Below are 15,754 nucleotides of genomic sequence, written 5' to 3'. Positions count from 1 at the left end.
AATGGAGGTATTTGTATGAATCCGAAAATCAAGAAAGTGGATGCAAGCATCCAGAAGATGGAGGCCAGACTGGCGGAGACGCAGGCAGCCTTGAAAGACCTTCGGGCAGAAAAGAAAATGCTGGAGGATCTGGAGATCGTGAAGGCAATCCGTTCCATGAAAAAACCAGATATGGATGTCATGGCGCTGATTGAAAAGATGCAGAGTGGCGGGGGTATCCCCGCTTCTTTTGTTTCTGAGGTAAACCAGCCGGATCAGGCTGAGGACAAGGAAAGCGAGGTAGACGAGAATGAATAAGAAAAGATGGAGAAAGGTTCTGGGCAGCTTGGCGGTGGCCGGAGCGCTGTGTATGAGCATGAGCGTGACTGCATTTGCGGATGGCACGGATCCCACGCAGGAGCCAATCACGGATCCCATTTTTACGGAAACGGAGACTGCTGAGGAACCGGTCACGGTTGAGGAACAGACACCTCTTACGCCGGATGGAAACGCCACGCTGGTGGATGAAGTAACGGAGGAAGATGGCAAACTCTTTTATACCTTCCAGACCAGCAACGGTAACTATTTCTATCTGGTCATTGATCAGGCCAGCACTTCTGAGAATGTGTACATGCTGAATTTGATTGACGAGGAAGACCTGCTGAAAGCGATTGCTGAGGCGGATGGTACGGAAAGCACCGGTACGGGAACTTCCACCAGTACGGATATTGGTCTGAAAGACGAGGAACCGGTAGATAGCAGCGGTACAGCAGAACCGGAGCCTTCCGAAGAGCCGAACGCTGAGGTGGAGCCTGAACCTGAGAAAGGCAGCAACACCATTCTTTACGTGATCCTGCTGGTGATTGGCGGCGGTGTGATTGGTGCGTTCTACTATATCAAAATCGTGAAGCCTAAGAAGGAGGGCAATTCCGTGGAGGATGACATGGAATTCTACGATGATGAAGACTACGTAAACGAAGACGAAGCTGCGGCCACAGAGGATACTGAACCGGAATTTGAAGAGGATGAGGCCGAACCGAAGGACGGTGAGTAATCCTTGAACCTGACCGGCAGCACTTATGAATATATGATGCGGGAGCCGGGACGGGAGAAAACGGAGGGCAGGTATACAGACAGCCTGCCCTCCGATCATCCCTGCTATGGCTGTCCCTATGCGGTGCCGAGACCATGTATCGGTTACTGCCTGAAAAAGCTCATGAAAAAGAAGGAGGAATAACTTTGCCAAAACTTGTGATCGCAGAAAAGCCCAGTGTTGCCCAGTCCATTGCTAAGGTGATCGGTGCCTATAAACGGCAGGACGGCTACATGGAAGGCAGCGGGTATCTGGTGAGTTGGTGTGTCGGCCATTTGGTCGGCCTTGTTCAGCCGGATGCCTATGATGAACGCTATAAGAAATGGAGCTATGATGATCTGCCCATTGTTCCGGAAGACTGGAAGTATGAAGTGGCGGGTGATAAGAAAAAGCAGTTTGAGATTCTGAAACAGCTGATGTTCCGTGACGATGTGGACGAGCTGATTGAAGCAACCGATGCTGGACGTGAGGGCGAGCTGATCTTTCGGCTGGTCTATCATAAAGCCGGGTGTAAGAAGCCCTTCAAGCGTCTTTGGATCAGTTCAATGGAGGATGCGGCTATCCGGGACGGCTTTGCCAACCTGAAAGACGGCAGCCAGTATGATGCTCTCTATCAGTCGGCGCTGTGCCGGTCTTGGGCGGATTGGCTGGTCGGCATGAATGGCACCCGGTTATTTACAACACTGTATAATCAGAAACTGACGGTTGGCCGGGTACAGACACCTACGCTTGCTATGTTAGTGGAGCGGAGCGCTCAGATTGACGGGTTCCAGAAGCAGAAATACTTCAATGTTCATCTGGATTGTGATGGTCTGGATGTGACCAAGGATAAGATTTTTGACCAGAAAGAGGCAGAACGGATCCGGAATTCTTGTCAGGGACAGACCGCAACCGCCGTGTCGGTTAAGCAGGCTGAAAAGAGTGTCAGTCCTCCGAAACTCTACGATTTGACCACTCTACAGAGAGAGGCCAACCGCTATTACGGCTATACAGCACAGAAGACACTGGATTATACCCAGAGCCTGTATGAGAAAAAGCTGGTTACGTATCCACGCACGGACAGCCAGTTTCTGACGGAAGATATGGCAGAGACAGCGGCAAATTTGATTCAGTTGGTGAATGAGAAGGTATCATTTGCAACTGGACTGGACTATGAGCCTGATATTTCTCGTGTCATCAACAACAGCAAAGTTTCTGATCATCACGCTATCATCCCTACAGCAGAGATCAGCAAACAGGAGTTGCAGGGATTGCCTGCTGGAGAGCGTGACATCTTGATGCTGGCATCCATGCGGCTTCTGTGCGCTACGGCTCTGAAACAGGTTTATTCAGAAACGGCTATTACGGTGGAATGTGCCGGAGAGAGTTTTTCAGCCAACGGTAAGACTGTGCTGAGCGAAGGGTGGAAAGCGATTGAGTCTGCTTTTAAGGCTACGCTCAAAGAGAAAAATGGAAAAGAAGACGCTGCGCCGGTTCTTCCTGCTGTGACGGAAGGACAGGCGTTTTCTTCTGTTTCCGCCAAGCTCAGCGAGCATTTCACCTCCCCACCCAAAGCATACACAGATGTGATATTTTGTGAGCGTAAGGAGTGGATAGGAATTGAAGAAAGGAGTTCAGCATGAGAAGAAAAAAAGATAAAAGCAATGGCATTACTGCTTTGTATGAAAGACTGTCTCGTGATGATGATAATGCTGGAGAGAGTAACAGTATAGTTCATCAAAAGCAAATGCTTGAAGATTATGCTATGAAACATGGTTTTACGAATCTTGTTCATTTTACCGATGATGGTTGGAGTGGAGCGACCTTTGACAGACCTTCATGGAACAGACTTGTTGAAGGTGTTAAAAACGGAGAAATCACTGCCTGTATCTGCAAAGATATGTCCAGAATCGGCAGAGACCATTTGCAAGTAGGTTTTTTCACTGACATTCTGTTTAGAGAAAAGGAAGTTCGATTTATAGCAATCAATAATGGTATTGACAGTGACCGTCAAGAAACCAGTGAGTTTGCCCCTTTTCTGAATATCATGAATGAGTGGTTTGTCAGGGACACAAGTAAGAAAATTAAAGCTGTACTGAAATCCAGAGGTTCTTCCGGCAACGCTCATACAAGTAATATCCCACCATACGGCTATTTGAAAGACCCCGAAAACCCCGACCATTGGATTATTGATGAAGAAGCTGCTGAAGTAGTCCGCAGAATTTATCGCATGACTATTGAGGGAAAAGGACCTTATCAGATAGCAAGAGAACTTTCAGAAGAAAAAATTGAAAGACCATCTTATTATCTTGGCAAAAAGGGACTTGGAAATCATGCAAGCAACTATGACAAAGAAAATCCGTATATGTGGCGAGGAAATCAGGTTACTACTCTGATTGCCCGACCAGAGTATATCGGAAAGACTGTCAACTTCAGGACATTCAAAAATTCCTATAAGGACAAAAAGACGAAAAGGGCAGATAAGGAAGATTGGGTGGTTTTTGATGATACACAAGAGCCTATTGTCGATGAAGAAACATGGATGCTTGCTCAAAAGTTAAGACAGAATGTAAGAAAAGCAGACCCTATGGGTGAGCCTAATGTTCTAACCGGAAAGATTTACTGTGCTGACTGTGGTGCGCCGATGTATAATCACAGGCAACGAAAAGGGCGTGAAAGAATATACTATACTACCAAAGGCGAAAAGCGGATAAGCCATTCAAATCCGGCAGATTGTTATGAATGTTCCACTTATAATCTTGCTTATCAGAAGTATGACCGGCATTGTACTTGCCACCATATTTCAACAAAAGCACTTAAAAGCATCATTCTGAAAACCATACAAGAGACTTGCCATTATGTTTCTTTGAATGAGCAGGAGTTTGTCTATTCTCTGCAAGAAGAATCGGCGATGAAAGATATTGCTGTTTCTGAAACTGTAAAAAAACGCATTGAAAGAAATCAGAAGCGAGTTCACGAACTGGATATGCTTATCAGGAAAATCTATGAAGATAACGTAATTGGAAGATTGCCGGACAGGCTTTTTCAGAGTATGCTTACTGATTATGAAAATGAGCAGAACGAGCTAAACAAGATTATTGAGACTGACACCGCTGATATGCAACGAATTATAGGCGGTCAAAATAATGTGGAGCGTTTTCTAAAGCTGGTTAAAAAGTATGAGAACATTACAGAGCTTACTCCTGCCATGATAAATGAATTTATAGATAAAATACTGGTTCACGAGCCACAGGGAAAAGGTGCAGACCGCACCACAGAGGTGGAGATATATCTTAACTATGTCGGGCAATTTCAAGTACCTGTGGAGCAGCATGAACCAACAGAGGAAGAAAGGATTGCTGCTGAAAAAGAAGCAGATCGACTTCGCAGAAAACGAGAATCCAATCGTAAGTATATGAAAAAGATTCGTGAGAAATCAAAAAAATTTGCGGAGCATGAGCGTATAGCAGAAGAAAATAATTCTGATAGCAAGCTGTGTGCTGAACAGAACGCCACAAGCAAATCAAATCGGCAAAAAGTGAAAGGAGAAAAAATAGCATGACAGAATTGAAACCACGAATCCATGACGAAAGCAACGGTCTGGACTATGTTCTTGTGGGCGATTACTATGTGCCGGACTTGAAGCTGCCGGAGGAACACCGCCCTATCGGTATGTGGGGCAGACTGCACAGGACATATTTAGAGCAGTACCACCCTGCAAGGTTCTCTGCCCTCTGTTTATCCGGCGAACTGCATACTTACCTTGCTGACCTGAACGAACAGGCAACGGAAAGGTGCAGCCTTATCATTGAGCAGATGAAACAAGCCGAGGGTGTGACCGAAACCATGAAAGCAGACAATCAGATATTGTGGGTACAGTCCATGAACTCTATCCGTAACCGAGCCGAAGAAATCATCAGACAGGAAATGATTTACTGCTGATTTTATCAAGTCCAAAACCAACAAATTTATATCGTAAACGAAGCGACAGGTATTTCCTTATGAAGTGTCTGTCGCTTTTCATTTATCAAACTTTAAGGAGGAAAACACAATGAAGATGAACCGGAATGAAATGGAAGCCCTTTATGCCTTTGGCTGTCCGAACCTGAAAGCAACTGTTGAGCGTTTGCGTATGGTGGCTGCCCTTGCACCCGATCCAGTGGCGAAGAAGCTGTTTTATATGCTTTCCGTCAAGCTGAGTGCTGAGGGTGTTGAAAGGTGGTATCGCTGCTTTTACTGCAAGCTGCGTGTGTTGAAAAACCATAGGGAGGGCTGCTATGGCGAGACTGACGAAGATTGAGAAAGAAACAATCGTTCTCTTTAATGAGGGCGAGGACAAGGCAAATATCTACACCCACAACGCCGGATTGAAAAAGAGGTTGGCTGCTTTTGCTAAGAAGTACCCTGACCTTTGCCGACTGGAAAAATCCAATGTTCAAGGCGGTGTTTCTTATGAGCTGGCAAAGTCCCGTCTGTCTATCCGTTTCTTGCCGCCTTACAGTGAGGAACGCAGACAGAAAGCCAGCGAATATGCGAAAAAGCATGGGCTGAACAGCCAGCAGGGATAATGTGATAATCAGGGCTGATATGCGGTTAAAATGTCAGGTGCAGACCTGATGTTTTGACCGTTGCCTATCGCCTGTGAGGAAAGTATCGGGGACTATGGATTTTGCAGAAATGTGCGTTACAGGTAAGTAAAAAAACTACTTGATAGAGTGTAAATTGAATTGTTCATATCGGTATGATATAATTTACTGAAATGAAGCAAGAAGGTGGACTTTTGTATGAAAAAATTTTTGAAAATATTGCTAATCATTATAGGAATAGTCTTTTTGATTTTTGCAGCACTGATATGTATTGGACTGTTTGTTGATTATGATGACCATATTGAAAATGGTCGCTATACTTATGTTCCGGAAGATGACAATAAAGACAATGCATATGTCGAATTCAATTTGAGCGATTACGATAAAAAGGATTCTGAACTCATATATTATAGTTCTGTCGAAGAAGCTATTTTGAATTCTCCTTTGAATACTGAAAATGAAGAATTTTCTGTTCCAGAAGATTTTCTTAATCATGTTGATGAAATATTGCATATATGGAATGGCAAACAGTATGATACGATTTTCTATCGGGCAGGAAGCGATAATGATCCCGTTCAAGGTTTTGTGATGGCACGCTGCAAAAAACAGGTGGAGGAAGCAACTGTACAATATGCGTTTATGAATGCTACACCGGTTACAACTAAAGCGGATAGCATTCTTATATCTGATATTACAGAACTAATTCATTCATCTTTAAAATTAAGTGATTTTCAACAGGACTTGAATCCAAATTATCCAGATACCAGATTTGTTTTTGGCTATGCACATGATAAGGAAATTTACTCATTAGAAGTAGAAGGTCAAAAGCCAGATGGTGTTATTGAAATCAATGTATATGACAGAACGATGTATCTATGGTATTATGATGATTTAAAGAGCGACAAGAGAGGAAACAATCTAAGTTATTCAGTAGATATGCCAGAGTAATTTTTCAAATTGTCTAATCTGCCACAACTGAATATGACCGTTAAGGTCAGATGAAGAAACCGATGTATTGAGCGTAAAGCGATCATGCGTCGGTTTTTCTTTTTGCAAAATAGTCCGGTGGACTGTTTTGTAAAACCGAAGGAACTGACAGAGCTTGGGACGGGGCGAAGTCAGTTTGTTCGGGCGGGAGTACAGAGGGTGCAACCCTTTGTGCATGGGTACAGGGAATGCAATACCCCTGTGCAGGTCAAGGGCGGCAGCCTTGCCCAGTTAAGTGGCGTTTCGCCACTTAGTACTGGGTATTACTTGACGCAGAAAGCCGCAAGGAATCAGCTTCGCTGCCCTTCTCCCCTGTCGGGGAAATCAAAAAGAAAAGGAGGAACTCATGTGAAATTAACAAGGCACAATGGACGAGCTGGAAAGAATGGCGTTTATAATCCGAAGCACAATGACCGCAGTTTTGACATTGCCAACAGCGAACACATTGACGAAGAACGAGCCAAACAAAATCTCTATTGGGACTGTTACAATGGCTTCCGCAATTTCAAAAATCCCGATAAGGAAAATGAGCTGTCTGCCACTTTTGAAGATGTGGAACAGCTTTTTTATCGTCAGCGGTATCGTGATTTTGTAACCGGACAAAACGAAAGAAATGTGAAGAACCGACACCCTGAAAGGAATAAGGAAACCGGTGATTTACTCAAAAGCAAAAAGACCTGTCCAGAGGAAACGGTCTATCAGATTGGAACACTTGATAATCATGTTCCACCGGAACTGCTCATTGAGATTGTCACAGAATTTATGGAAATCGTAAATGAGCGTTTCGGCTCTCATGTCCATATCCTGAATTGGGCGCTGCACTTGGATGAAAGCACCCCTCATATTCACGAGCGTCATGTGTTCGACTGTGAAAATCAATATGGAGAGATTGCCCCACAACAGGAAAAGGCTTTGGAAGCATTGGGGTTTGAACTGCCGGAACCGGAGAAGCCAGTCGGAAGAAAAAACAACCGCAAGATGACTTTCGATTCAGCTTGCCGAGTGCTGCTGTTTGATGTGGCGAAAAAGCATGGCTTACAACTGGAAGAAGAACCGGAATATGGTGGTCGTGCATATCTGGAAAAACAGGACTATATTCTTTTCAAGCAAAAGGAGCAACTGGCAGCACAGGAGCAAAAGTTGGAAGAACTCACGATGAAGATTGAAGATGTGGAAGCTTTGGTGGACGAGGTTGCCGATATTGCCTATGACAAGGCGGTTGAGGTCGTTGCTGATACTGTAAAACTGGAAACGCACAAGGAGGATATTAAGCTGGTGGAGCAGTCTAAGGCGTGGGTTCTCTCCCCTGAGCGTAAGGCTTCAAAGAAAGAAGTTGAGTATGCAGTGAAACGATTGGATGGCGTGATTGCCAGAATCACAAATGCTATGAAATCAACTATTCAGAAAATCCAAACTACGCTGATGAAACCGGAGGTCAAAAAAGCCGGAACGGAGCAAATCAAGAAGAAAGCCAAAAGTTCCATTATAGAGCAGTTGAGCCGCAAGAAGAAGGAAATGGCAGAGCGTGAAGTCAGCCGGACAATTCCGGCGAAAAGCAAAAAACAGGATATGGAACTTTAAGGCACTTGCTATTTTCGTTTTGAAAATGACAGGTGCTTTTGCTTTAGGGAGCAGGAAAATATCTTCCATTCTTTAGGTTGATGAAGTATAATGATAGTAAGAAATTTTTTGCGTTAGAAGCTATTTCTGCATTTCCGGATTTTGTTACGAATACATTAATTCCTATTACTAAATCAAGGCTAAAAGATAAAGAGAAACCATTAGAAAAAACAGAAATCTCTTATGTTACAGAATATTTACAAAAGCTTTCGGAGTTACTAAGAGAGGAAAAATTAAATGAAATGATAGAGTGTCCGATAATGTAGAAGGAGGAATTCTCATGGAAATAATTTTACTTTGCTTGTATGGAAAAGTTACAGTTATAGTTATCTTTTTAATAATATACCTATATTGGATATGGAAGAAGGTTAGACTTATAAAATGGGAGCAGGCACCTGGTGACACCAGAGATTGGATACGAAATCACGAAAAAAATATTAATAAAATTATTAAAATTATTTCTGGGATAGGTTTGATATTTATGGTTTATTGCATAGTTATTCCTGCTATATTAGATATTCCGACGTTAGTCAAGCAAGAGTATACAGTTACAGAAGGAATAGTAGAGTCTTGGAATTATAGTGATGAGGAAAGGCTAGAAGAGCGAAGTATATCAATAAAGGATGATACTGGACAGGAAAAATCTGTAATAGTATATAGTACAGGTATTCATCAAGGAGAACACTTAGTAGTTGAGTATCTCCCTCATTCAAAATATGGAATAGTAAAGGAGCGGATAAGATGAAATGGTTTAAACACTTAGTTTTCTTGGTGTTTTTTGTAATGTTTGAGTTTGATACACTAAATAAAGTGGTAATATATACTTGGTAAGAGGAGAGATTTTTATGAAAAAGGTTATAACGATAATTAGTTGTTGTATTATAATTTTTAGTATAGGAGGATGTATGAATAGAGAGAAATATATGTCTGATTGGTTTACATCAGAACAAGAGGAAGCAGATAAAATGATGGAGCAAATAATAGAAGCATGTAGAAAACAGGATACGCAGAAACTGAAAGAACTATTTTCAGAAAATAGTAGAAAAAATATCAAAAATATTGATGTGAAAATCAATGAATTGTTTCAGTATTTAAAAGGAGATATACAAACATTTGAAGGAGATTGTGCCTCTTCAAGTGACAGTGATCACGGAAAAAAATAATTGAACTTGACGGAATGTATAATATATCTACATCAAGCGAAAAGTATCACATGAATTTCTATATGTATAGTCAAAATGATAGTGATAGTAAGGCAGTAGGTTTGTATAAAATTGAAATTGCATTGGAGAGCGAAGTGGCTGAGGATAATTTTATATGGGATAATCCCCCAAACGGTATTTTTGTTGGAGGACAAAATTGATTTTTGTTATGAGAGAACATTAAAGTATAAATTTCGGATGGTATAAGAAAAACTGACTACAATTAAATCTTCACAGCTTTACTAAGCAGGAGATCCGAAAAGGTCTCCTGCTTTTTTGCACCCCAAATTGAATATGGAACTCTAAAGCACTTGCTGTTTTCACTTTGAAAATGATAGGTGCTTTTGCTTTGAGAGGTAAGAAAAAATCTTCCATTCTTTAGGTTGATGAAGTATAATGTAAGCAACAAACTTGAAGTTTAAGGGGATGATATTATGGATTTTGCTATATTTAGATTGTTTATAAGAGTTTCATTATTTGTTATAGCGTTAATTGCTTGCATTATCTATCTAATTAAAAAAAGAAAACTTATCTATTCGATATTTTTTGATAAAGAAGCGATAAAAAAAGAATATACTGGAAAAAATGATATAATATTTCTTCGATTGGCTAATACCATTCTTGTTATAGTAGCTATTCTTTTAATCTTATATTTGAAAGATTTTGTTTTAGATATGCCTTACATCATAAACAAACAGTATAGTTATGCAGAAGGATATGTAACTGAACAATCTCATGGTGGTGCAGATATATCTTCTGAAAGAAGAAGTGTTTTTCTATATGATAAAGTTAAAGATGATGAAATCGAAATCACAGTATTTTCAAGGTATATTGATAAAAATACTTATTTAAAGGTACAATATCTTCCGCATACGAAATATGGTGCTATTGTAGAAATTAAATAATTCATTCTAAAAAGAAAATTTCCAGTTTGTATAACTGGCAACCCAACCACAATTAAATCTTCACAGCTTTGCTAAGCAGGAAATCTGAAAAGGTCTCCTGCTTTTTTGCACCTAAAATTAAATATGGAACTCTAAGGCACTTGCTGTTTTCGTTTTGAAAATGACAGGTGCTTTTTTCGTTTCAGGAAAGGAGTCACATGAATGTATTTGAAGTTGTAAAAGAAAATGTTACTGCCCGACAAGCCGCAGAAGCCTATGGCTTGAAAGTGGGTCGCACAGGTATGGCGTGCTGTCCGTTTCACTCAGATAAGTCCCCCAGTATGAAGCTGGATGAACGCTATTACTGTTTTGGCTGCGGAGCAACCGGAGACGCTGTTGATCTCACAGCGAAGCTATTCGGTATCGGGCTGAGGGAAGCTGCTGTCAAACTTGCTGAAGATTTTGGTCTTAACTATGACAGCCGACAAAAGCCCAGTGTCCGCCCTCGTATTCGTGAGCCGACACCGGAACAGAAGTATCAAAAAGGAGAAAATCATTGCTACAAGGTGCTGACGGATTATTTTCATCTTCTTAGAGAATGGGAAAAGAAATACGCTCCTAAACAGCCGGATGAGGAATGGAATCCCCTGTTTGCAGAAGCACTGCATAAGAAGAACTATATCGAATATCTGCTTGATATTCTTCTGTATGGTTCATTGGAGGAACGAAAAGCACTTGTGGCAGAACAGAGAAAGGAGGTGTTAAAACTTGAACAGCGAATTGCAGAACTGTCAGCAGACAGAACCATGCACAGTAGAAGAAATCCGAAACAGCTTAGAGCAGAGCGAGAAAGGTAAGGTTTATAATACTGCCGCAAATTATAAGCGTGTTCTGCAATATGACCCGCTTTTGAAAGGGGCTATCCGAAAAAATCTTCTGACCGAAAGAATCGACATTGTGAAGCCCCTCGGTTGGTATCGTGACAGCCCGACATTGACGGATGTGGATGTGAAATATCTGCTCCTATATTTTGAAGAAAACTATGGATTGACCGTAGAGAAGAAAATCATAGACGCAGTTGCGGTTATTGCCAATGAAAACCGTTACCACCCTGTCTGTGATTTTCTCAATGCCTTGCAATGGGACGGAACGGAACGCATACGCTTCTGTCTGCACCGCTTTCTCGGTTCTGATACAGATGATTACACCTATGAAGCATTGAAGTTGTTTCTGTTGGGTGCTATCTCACGAGCCTTTAAGCCGGGGTGTAAATTTGAGGTAATGCTCTGTCTTGTAGGCGGTCAGGGAGCCGGAAAGTCCTCTTTCTTCCGTTTGCTTGCGGTCAATGATGACTGGTTCTCTGATGATTTGAAAAAGCTGGATGATGAAAATGTGTACCGCAAAATGCAGGGGCATTGGATTATTGAAATGTCGGAAATGATTGCAACTGCCAACGCTAAGAGCATTGAAGAAATCAAGTCCTTTCTGAGCCGACAAAAGGAAACCTATAAGATACCCTATGAAACACATCCGGCAGACAGAAAACGACAATGTGTGTTTGGAGGTTCTTCTAATACCCTTGACTTTCTTCCCCTTGACCGAACAGGCAACCGCCGCTTCGTTCCGGTTATGGTCTATCCTGAAAGGGCTGAGGTTCATATTTTGGCGGATGAACAGGCTTCCAGAGAGTATATCAATCAGATGTGGGCAGAAGCTATGGAGATTTACAGAAGCGGCAATTTCCGTCTGAGATTCAGTCCGGCTATGAACGCTTATCTGAAAGCCCACCAAAAGGACTTTATGCCGGAGGACACAAAGGCAGGACAGATTTTAGATTATCTGGAACGCTATTCCGGCAGCATAGTCTGCTCCAAACAGCTTTACAAAGAAGCACTGGGGCATGATTATGACGAACCGAAACAATGGGAACTGCGAGAGATCAATGACATTATGAATAACGCTGTCACAGGCTGGAGGGCGTTCAGCAATCCGAGGTATTTTCCAGAGCCTTACCGCAGACAAAAAGGCTGGGAGCGTATCAGGAACGACAACGAGCCTGACAACAGCATGGATGGTTTTCAAGAAATCCCGACAGAGGAAATGGAACAGTTAGGGCTTCCGGAAGAATGGTTGAAGCAAAAATAAAAGCCAGTTGTCGCTTCGGTTGTCGAGCCGGTTGTCGGTCTGGTTGTCGGGTAAAAATCCCGAAAGCCTTGATATTGCGGCACTTTTCCCTCTCTGACAACCATGACAACCAATATTATAAAGAAAAAGGAAATAGTAAAAAGATAGTATCGCCCGATAAAGAAAAAAGGTTTTCTGATGTCCGTTGTCGGAACTTCGTTGTCAGACCTTTCCTTGTCGGGCTTTTTTCATTTAAGGAGGAATATCGTATGACAAATATTGTGAACAGTACACTACCCACCCAAAATAACCATTCGGAGAAAAACAAACCGGATGGAGTTTTTGTGATTAAGCAAGGCAAAACAAATTATAAAGTCAAAGTGTTTTTTGACCATAGTAGCGGTTTGACTGCGGAGGACAGGTTGAAACGCATTATTCAGGCAGAAGCAGAGAGAGAATCTGCGTAAGTAATATGAAAAATATCCACGCACCCCCTTGACAAAAGCTTTCAGAAGACACACTTCTTTCCGCTATGGAGACCGCCGGAAATCAGGAATTTGACGAGGACACGGAAAAGAAAGGTCTCGGTACTCCGGCTACCCGTGCAGCCATTCTGGAAAAGCTGGTTGGAAGCGGTTTTGTGGAGCGCAAAGGCAAGCAGCTCCTTCCCACAAAGGATGGGATCAATCTGGCAGTAGTTATGCCGGACGTGGTGAAGTCACCAAAACTCACAGCAGACTGGGAGAATACGCTGATGCAGATCGAGCGTGGGCAGGCCTCTGCGGATGACTTCATGGCAGGGATCGTCTCCATGATTACGGAGCTGGTAAAGACCTATCATTTCATCTCAGAGGATGAAAAGAACCGGTTTGCCGGTTCCAGACCGGAGAAGGAGCAGATCGGCATTTGTCCACGCTGCGGCAAGCCTGTTTATGAAGGCCAGAAAAATTACTATTGCTCCAATCGGGAGTGCAAATTTGCGCTCTGGAAAGACAGCAAGTTTCTGACCGGCATGAAGAAAAAGCTCACTAAGAAGATGGCCGTCTCCCTGCTGAAAGACGGTAAGGTTGCGGTGACAGGTCTTTATTCCCAGCGTACCGGCAAGACCTTTGATGCTACTCTCGTGCTGGACGATACCGGCCAGTATGTGAATTATAAACTGGAATTTCCGAGAAAGTGAGGTGCCAATGAGACTGTCAAGCTATGAACAGGAATCCATAATCCTCTTCAATGAAGGAGATACAAAGGCGGATGTGTATACCCATAATGTCCGCTGGAAAAAGCGTCTGGCCGAACTTGCAAAGTCCTATCCGGATCAGTGCCAGTTCGTGAAGAGGAACCGGGAAGGTGGTGAAACGTATATGGTGGAAAAGAAGTTAATTTCCATCCGCACTCCCTACAGTGAAGAGCGCAGAAAGAAAGACCGGGAACGGGCGTTGGCTGCCAACCGCCGCCCGCCCAGCAGAAAGGATGGTGAAGTAGATGAAAAAGTATGAGCATGTGGATGTCATCAAGGCGCTGGAAGCCGTGATGAAGAGTCATACGGTGCATTACCAGTCGGATTTTGAGATCGATAAGGAGGTTCTGCAGGCGGCAGCCAAAAGCACTTCTCCCGAAGATAAACGGCTGGTTTGGATGTCCCGTCCTTCCGGTACTTACTGCTTCCCGGAGCAGAACATCTTCCTGAAAGATACCAGAGGGTTCAATACATGGCGCTTCTATGAGGAACAGACCCGTGATCCCATCAAAGCATTTGCAGTGAAGCTCACCGGTATTGAAGACGGAAAGCTCATGGGCAATTTGTATGAGCTGGACTACCGGGAACACAGCCTTCACGTCAAGGATGCTGCGATTCCTGCTGAATTTTGCGAAGTCACATTTAAGGATGGTTCGGCGGTAAAGGTTCCTTTTGAGGATTATGCCCACGGACGTGTGGATTTTGACTTTGCACAGGTATTCAAGGTGACTGACCTGCCAAAGGATCCGGAAGCCCTTTCTCTGATTATGCAGAAGGAAGCAAGGCTCCATGAACGGCTGCCCAAGGGGGACTTGAATAAACTCCTTGGCAGTCTGGAAAAGAAGTCAGTATTGGAGCATCTGCACCAGAAACAGGCCGAAGTTAAGGCTCACAAGGCACCCAAGCAGGCGGTAAAGGCAAAAGCAATGGAAATCTAAGAAAACGGCGCTCTCCTGAAAATGGAGGGCGCTTCTTTTCGGAAAGGAGGCAGACATGCCGCAAAATGTAAAGCAGGATAAGATCAAGGAAATCACAGATCAGCTTGAACAGGGCATTCAGGAGTTGTTCGAGAGTGAACGGTATATGGAATATCTGCGTACTATGTCTAAGTTCCACAATTACTCTCTGAATAATACCCTTTTGATTGCCCAGCAGCGCCCGGATGCCACACTGGTGGCTGGATATACCACGTGGCAGAAAGAATTTGGCCGTCAGGTTCAAAAGGGCGAGAAGGCAATCAAAATCCTTGCACCGGCTCCCTACAAGAGACAGGTGGAGATGGATAAGATTGATCCAAACACCAACAGGCCGGTTTTGGATGCACAGGGAAATCCCATTAAAGAGCGCAAGGAAGTGACCCATCTCTCCTTCCGGATCACCAATGTGTTTGATGTAAGTCAGACCGAAGGCCGGGAGATTCCTTCCATTGGAGTGGACGAGCTGACAGGCACTGTGGCGGAATACGACAACTTCTTTGAGGCCTTGAAACGCACCTGCCCGGTGCCGATGGACTTTGAAGAGATCGCAAGCGGAGCGAAAGGCTATTATCATCAGCTGGAACACCGCATTGCCATCCAGTCAGATATGAGTCAAGTGCAGACCATCAAAACAGCCATTCATGAGATGGCACATCAAAAGCTCCATGCAATGGAGAACCAGAAAGAGGGCGATCCGAAGCTCTCCCGGAACGCAAAGGAGGTAGAGGCTGAAAGCGTGGCCTATACCATCTGCCAGCATTACGGGATTGACACTTCGGATTATAGCTTTTCCTATATTGCCGGTTGGTCGGCAGGAAAAGAAACACCAGAGCTGAAAGCCTCACTTGGCACCATCCGGCAGGCCGCTCATGAAATGATCACAGAGATTGACAGCCATGTGCAGGAAATCGTGGTGGAGAAGGAAGCAGTCAGAGAAAACAGGGCGGAGCAGCTTGCAGTTGACCTTGATCGGTTTGCAGAGCTGGCTGACCCGTATGAATACCGGGATCGTGTCGGTGGTGAAGCTGAAATGGAGCAGCACATCACGGAAATCAAAGAACAGCTGCTGAGTCGGGATCCGGCCTG

Annotated in this window: 20 protein-coding genes and 1 pseudogene; all 21 read left to right on the top strand. The window is 43.5% G+C overall.

Going from position 1 to position 15,754, the window contains the following annotated elements:
- Positions 1–15: 15 nt before the first annotated feature.
- The gene (locus TQ39_RS16225; RefSeq protein WP_050006308.1) at positions 16–297 is read left to right on the top strand and encodes a DUF4315 family protein; all 282 of its coding nucleotides are present in this window, start codon (positions 16–18) and stop codon (positions 295–297) included.
- Positions 290–1,033, top strand: a complete 744-nt coding sequence (locus TQ39_RS16220; RefSeq protein ID WP_050006307.1) for a DUF4366 domain-containing protein — start codon at positions 290–292, stop codon at positions 1,031–1,033. The genes TQ39_RS16225 and TQ39_RS16220 overlap by 8 nt, the downstream gene beginning before the upstream one ends.
- 3 nt (positions 1,034–1,036) lie before the next feature.
- Positions 1,037–1,216 (top strand): hypothetical protein, encoded by a 180-nt coding sequence (locus tag TQ39_RS21005; protein WP_050006306.1) that lies wholly within the window; start codon positions 1,037–1,039, stop codon positions 1,214–1,216.
- A 2-nt stretch (positions 1,217–1,218) separates the two neighbouring features.
- Positions 1,219–2,694 carry a DNA topoisomerase gene (locus tag TQ39_RS16210; RefSeq protein WP_050006305.1) on the top strand — a complete coding sequence of 492 codons (1,476 nt, stop codon included), beginning with the start codon at positions 1,219–1,221 and terminating at the stop codon, positions 2,692–2,694.
- The gene (locus tag TQ39_RS16205; RefSeq protein ID WP_050006304.1) at positions 2,691–4,613 is read left to right on the top strand and encodes a recombinase family protein; all 1,923 of its coding nucleotides are present in this window, start codon (positions 2,691–2,693) and stop codon (positions 4,611–4,613) included. Before TQ39_RS16210 ends, TQ39_RS16205 begins: the two co-directional genes overlap by 4 nt.
- Positions 4,610–4,993: a TnpV protein gene (locus TQ39_RS16200; protein ID WP_007488505.1), complete on the top strand. Its 384-nt coding sequence runs from the start codon at positions 4,610–4,612 to the stop codon at positions 4,991–4,993. Before TQ39_RS16205 ends, TQ39_RS16200 begins: the two co-directional genes overlap by 4 nt.
- A gap of 109 nt (positions 4,994–5,102) precedes the next feature.
- The gene (locus tag TQ39_RS16195; RefSeq protein ID WP_007488504.1) at positions 5,103–5,351 is read left to right on the top strand and encodes a hypothetical protein; all 249 of its coding nucleotides are present in this window, start codon (positions 5,103–5,105) and stop codon (positions 5,349–5,351) included.
- A complete protein-coding gene (locus TQ39_RS16190) occupies positions 5,329–5,619 on the top strand; it encodes a hypothetical protein (protein WP_007488503.1) in 291 nt (96 codons plus the stop codon). The genes TQ39_RS16195 and TQ39_RS16190 overlap by 23 nt, the downstream gene beginning before the upstream one ends.
- A gap of 216 nt (positions 5,620–5,835) precedes the next feature.
- Positions 5,836–6,585 carry a hypothetical protein gene (locus TQ39_RS16185; protein WP_050006303.1) on the top strand — a complete coding sequence of 250 codons (750 nt, stop codon included), beginning with the start codon at positions 5,836–5,838 and terminating at the stop codon, positions 6,583–6,585.
- A gap of 387 nt (positions 6,586–6,972) precedes the next feature.
- Positions 6,973–8,205, top strand: a complete 1,233-nt coding sequence (locus TQ39_RS16180) for a plasmid recombination protein (RefSeq protein WP_050006302.1) — start codon at positions 6,973–6,975, stop codon at positions 8,203–8,205.
- A 319-nt stretch (positions 8,206–8,524) separates the two neighbouring features.
- Positions 8,525–8,989, top strand: coding sequence for a hypothetical protein (locus TQ39_RS16170; RefSeq protein ID WP_050006300.1), 465 nt, complete (start codon positions 8,525–8,527; stop codon positions 8,987–8,989).
- Positions 8,990–9,149: 160 nt separating this feature from the next.
- Positions 9,150–9,407 carry a DUF5104 domain-containing protein gene (locus TQ39_RS21740; protein WP_242853527.1) on the top strand — a complete coding sequence of 86 codons (258 nt, stop codon included), beginning with the start codon at positions 9,150–9,152 and terminating at the stop codon, positions 9,405–9,407.
- 50 nt (positions 9,408–9,457) lie between these two features.
- The gene (locus TQ39_RS21735; RefSeq protein ID WP_242853526.1) at positions 9,458–9,607 is read left to right on the top strand and encodes a hypothetical protein; all 150 of its coding nucleotides are present in this window, start codon (positions 9,458–9,460) and stop codon (positions 9,605–9,607) included.
- 273 nt (positions 9,608–9,880) lie between these two features.
- On the top strand, positions 9,881–10,351 hold the full coding sequence (locus tag TQ39_RS16160; protein ID WP_008394496.1) for a hypothetical protein: 471 nt from the start codon (positions 9,881–9,883) through the stop codon (positions 10,349–10,351).
- A gap of 197 nt (positions 10,352–10,548) precedes the next feature.
- Complete coding sequence (locus TQ39_RS20505; RefSeq protein ID WP_003864559.1) at positions 10,549–11,187, top strand: CHC2 zinc finger domain-containing protein; 639 nt, start codon at positions 10,549–10,551, stop codon at positions 11,185–11,187.
- On the top strand, positions 11,111–12,475 hold the full coding sequence (locus tag TQ39_RS16150; RefSeq protein WP_029677266.1) for a virulence-associated E family protein: 1,365 nt from the start codon (positions 11,111–11,113) through the stop codon (positions 12,473–12,475). Before TQ39_RS20505 ends, TQ39_RS16150 begins: the two co-directional genes overlap by 77 nt.
- 248 nt (positions 12,476–12,723) lie before the next feature.
- Complete coding sequence (locus tag TQ39_RS16145) at positions 12,724–12,921, top strand: hypothetical protein (protein WP_003864557.1); 198 nt, start codon at positions 12,724–12,726, stop codon at positions 12,919–12,921.
- A 32-nt stretch (positions 12,922–12,953) separates the two neighbouring features.
- A pseudogene (locus TQ39_RS16140) lies at positions 12,954–13,634 on the top strand (DNA topoisomerase); the annotation flags it as partial.
- 7 nt (positions 13,635–13,641) lie between these two features.
- Complete coding sequence (locus TQ39_RS16135; RefSeq protein ID WP_050006298.1) at positions 13,642–13,950, top strand: hypothetical protein; 309 nt, start codon at positions 13,642–13,644, stop codon at positions 13,948–13,950.
- Positions 13,937–14,629, top strand: a complete 693-nt coding sequence (locus TQ39_RS16130; protein WP_050006297.1) for a hypothetical protein — start codon at positions 13,937–13,939, stop codon at positions 14,627–14,629. The genes TQ39_RS16135 and TQ39_RS16130 overlap by 14 nt, the downstream gene beginning before the upstream one ends.
- A gap of 55 nt (positions 14,630–14,684) precedes the next feature.
- Positions 14,685–15,754: ArdC family protein (locus TQ39_RS16125; protein ID WP_242853525.1), on the top strand; the 1,070-nt coding region annotated here is incomplete at its 3' end.

Source organism: Ruthenibacterium lactatiformans (assembly GCF_000949455.1).
Lineage (GTDB): Bacteria > Bacillota > Clostridia > Oscillospirales > Ruminococcaceae > Ruthenibacterium > Ruthenibacterium lactatiformans.
The sequence above is the reverse complement of the archived record's forward strand: the minus strand, read 5'-3'. Positions and strand labels throughout refer to the sequence as shown.

Excerpts from the sequence above, each read along its gene's own strand:
- TQ39_RS16225 (WP_050006308.1), top strand. The coding sequence starts at position 16 with ATGAATCCGAAAATCAAGAAAGTGGATGCAAGCATCCAGAAGATGGAG.
- TQ39_RS16220 (WP_050006307.1), top strand. The coding sequence starts at position 290 with ATGAATAAGAAAAGATGGAGAAAGGTTCTGGGCAGCTTGGCGGTGGCC.
- TQ39_RS16205 (WP_050006304.1), top strand. The coding sequence starts at position 2,691 with ATGAGAAGAAAAAAAGATAAAAGCAATGGCATTACTGCTTTGTATGAA.
- TQ39_RS16200 (WP_007488505.1), top strand. The coding sequence starts at position 4,610 with ATGACAGAATTGAAACCACGAATCCATGACGAAAGCAACGGTCTGGAC.
- TQ39_RS16195 (WP_007488504.1), top strand. The coding sequence starts at position 5,103 with ATGAAGATGAACCGGAATGAAATGGAAGCCCTTTATGCCTTTGGCTGT.
- TQ39_RS16190 (WP_007488503.1), top strand. The coding sequence starts at position 5,329 with ATGGCGAGACTGACGAAGATTGAGAAAGAAACAATCGTTCTCTTTAAT.
- TQ39_RS16185 (WP_050006303.1), top strand. The coding sequence starts at position 5,836 with ATGAAAAAATTTTTGAAAATATTGCTAATCATTATAGGAATAGTCTTT.
- TQ39_RS16170 (WP_050006300.1), top strand. The coding sequence starts at position 8,525 with ATGGAAATAATTTTACTTTGCTTGTATGGAAAAGTTACAGTTATAGTT.
- TQ39_RS21740 (WP_242853527.1), top strand. The coding sequence starts at position 9,150 with ATGAATAGAGAGAAATATATGTCTGATTGGTTTACATCAGAACAAGAG.
- TQ39_RS21735 (WP_242853526.1), top strand. The coding sequence starts at position 9,458 with ATGAATTTCTATATGTATAGTCAAAATGATAGTGATAGTAAGGCAGTA.
- TQ39_RS16160 (WP_008394496.1), top strand. The coding sequence starts at position 9,881 with ATGGATTTTGCTATATTTAGATTGTTTATAAGAGTTTCATTATTTGTT.
- TQ39_RS20505 (WP_003864559.1), top strand. The coding sequence starts at position 10,549 with ATGAATGTATTTGAAGTTGTAAAAGAAAATGTTACTGCCCGACAAGCC.
- TQ39_RS16145 (WP_003864557.1), top strand. The coding sequence starts at position 12,724 with ATGACAAATATTGTGAACAGTACACTACCCACCCAAAATAACCATTCG.
- TQ39_RS16135 (WP_050006298.1), top strand. The coding sequence starts at position 13,642 with ATGAGACTGTCAAGCTATGAACAGGAATCCATAATCCTCTTCAATGAA.
- TQ39_RS16130 (WP_050006297.1), top strand. The coding sequence starts at position 13,937 with ATGAAAAAGTATGAGCATGTGGATGTCATCAAGGCGCTGGAAGCCGTG.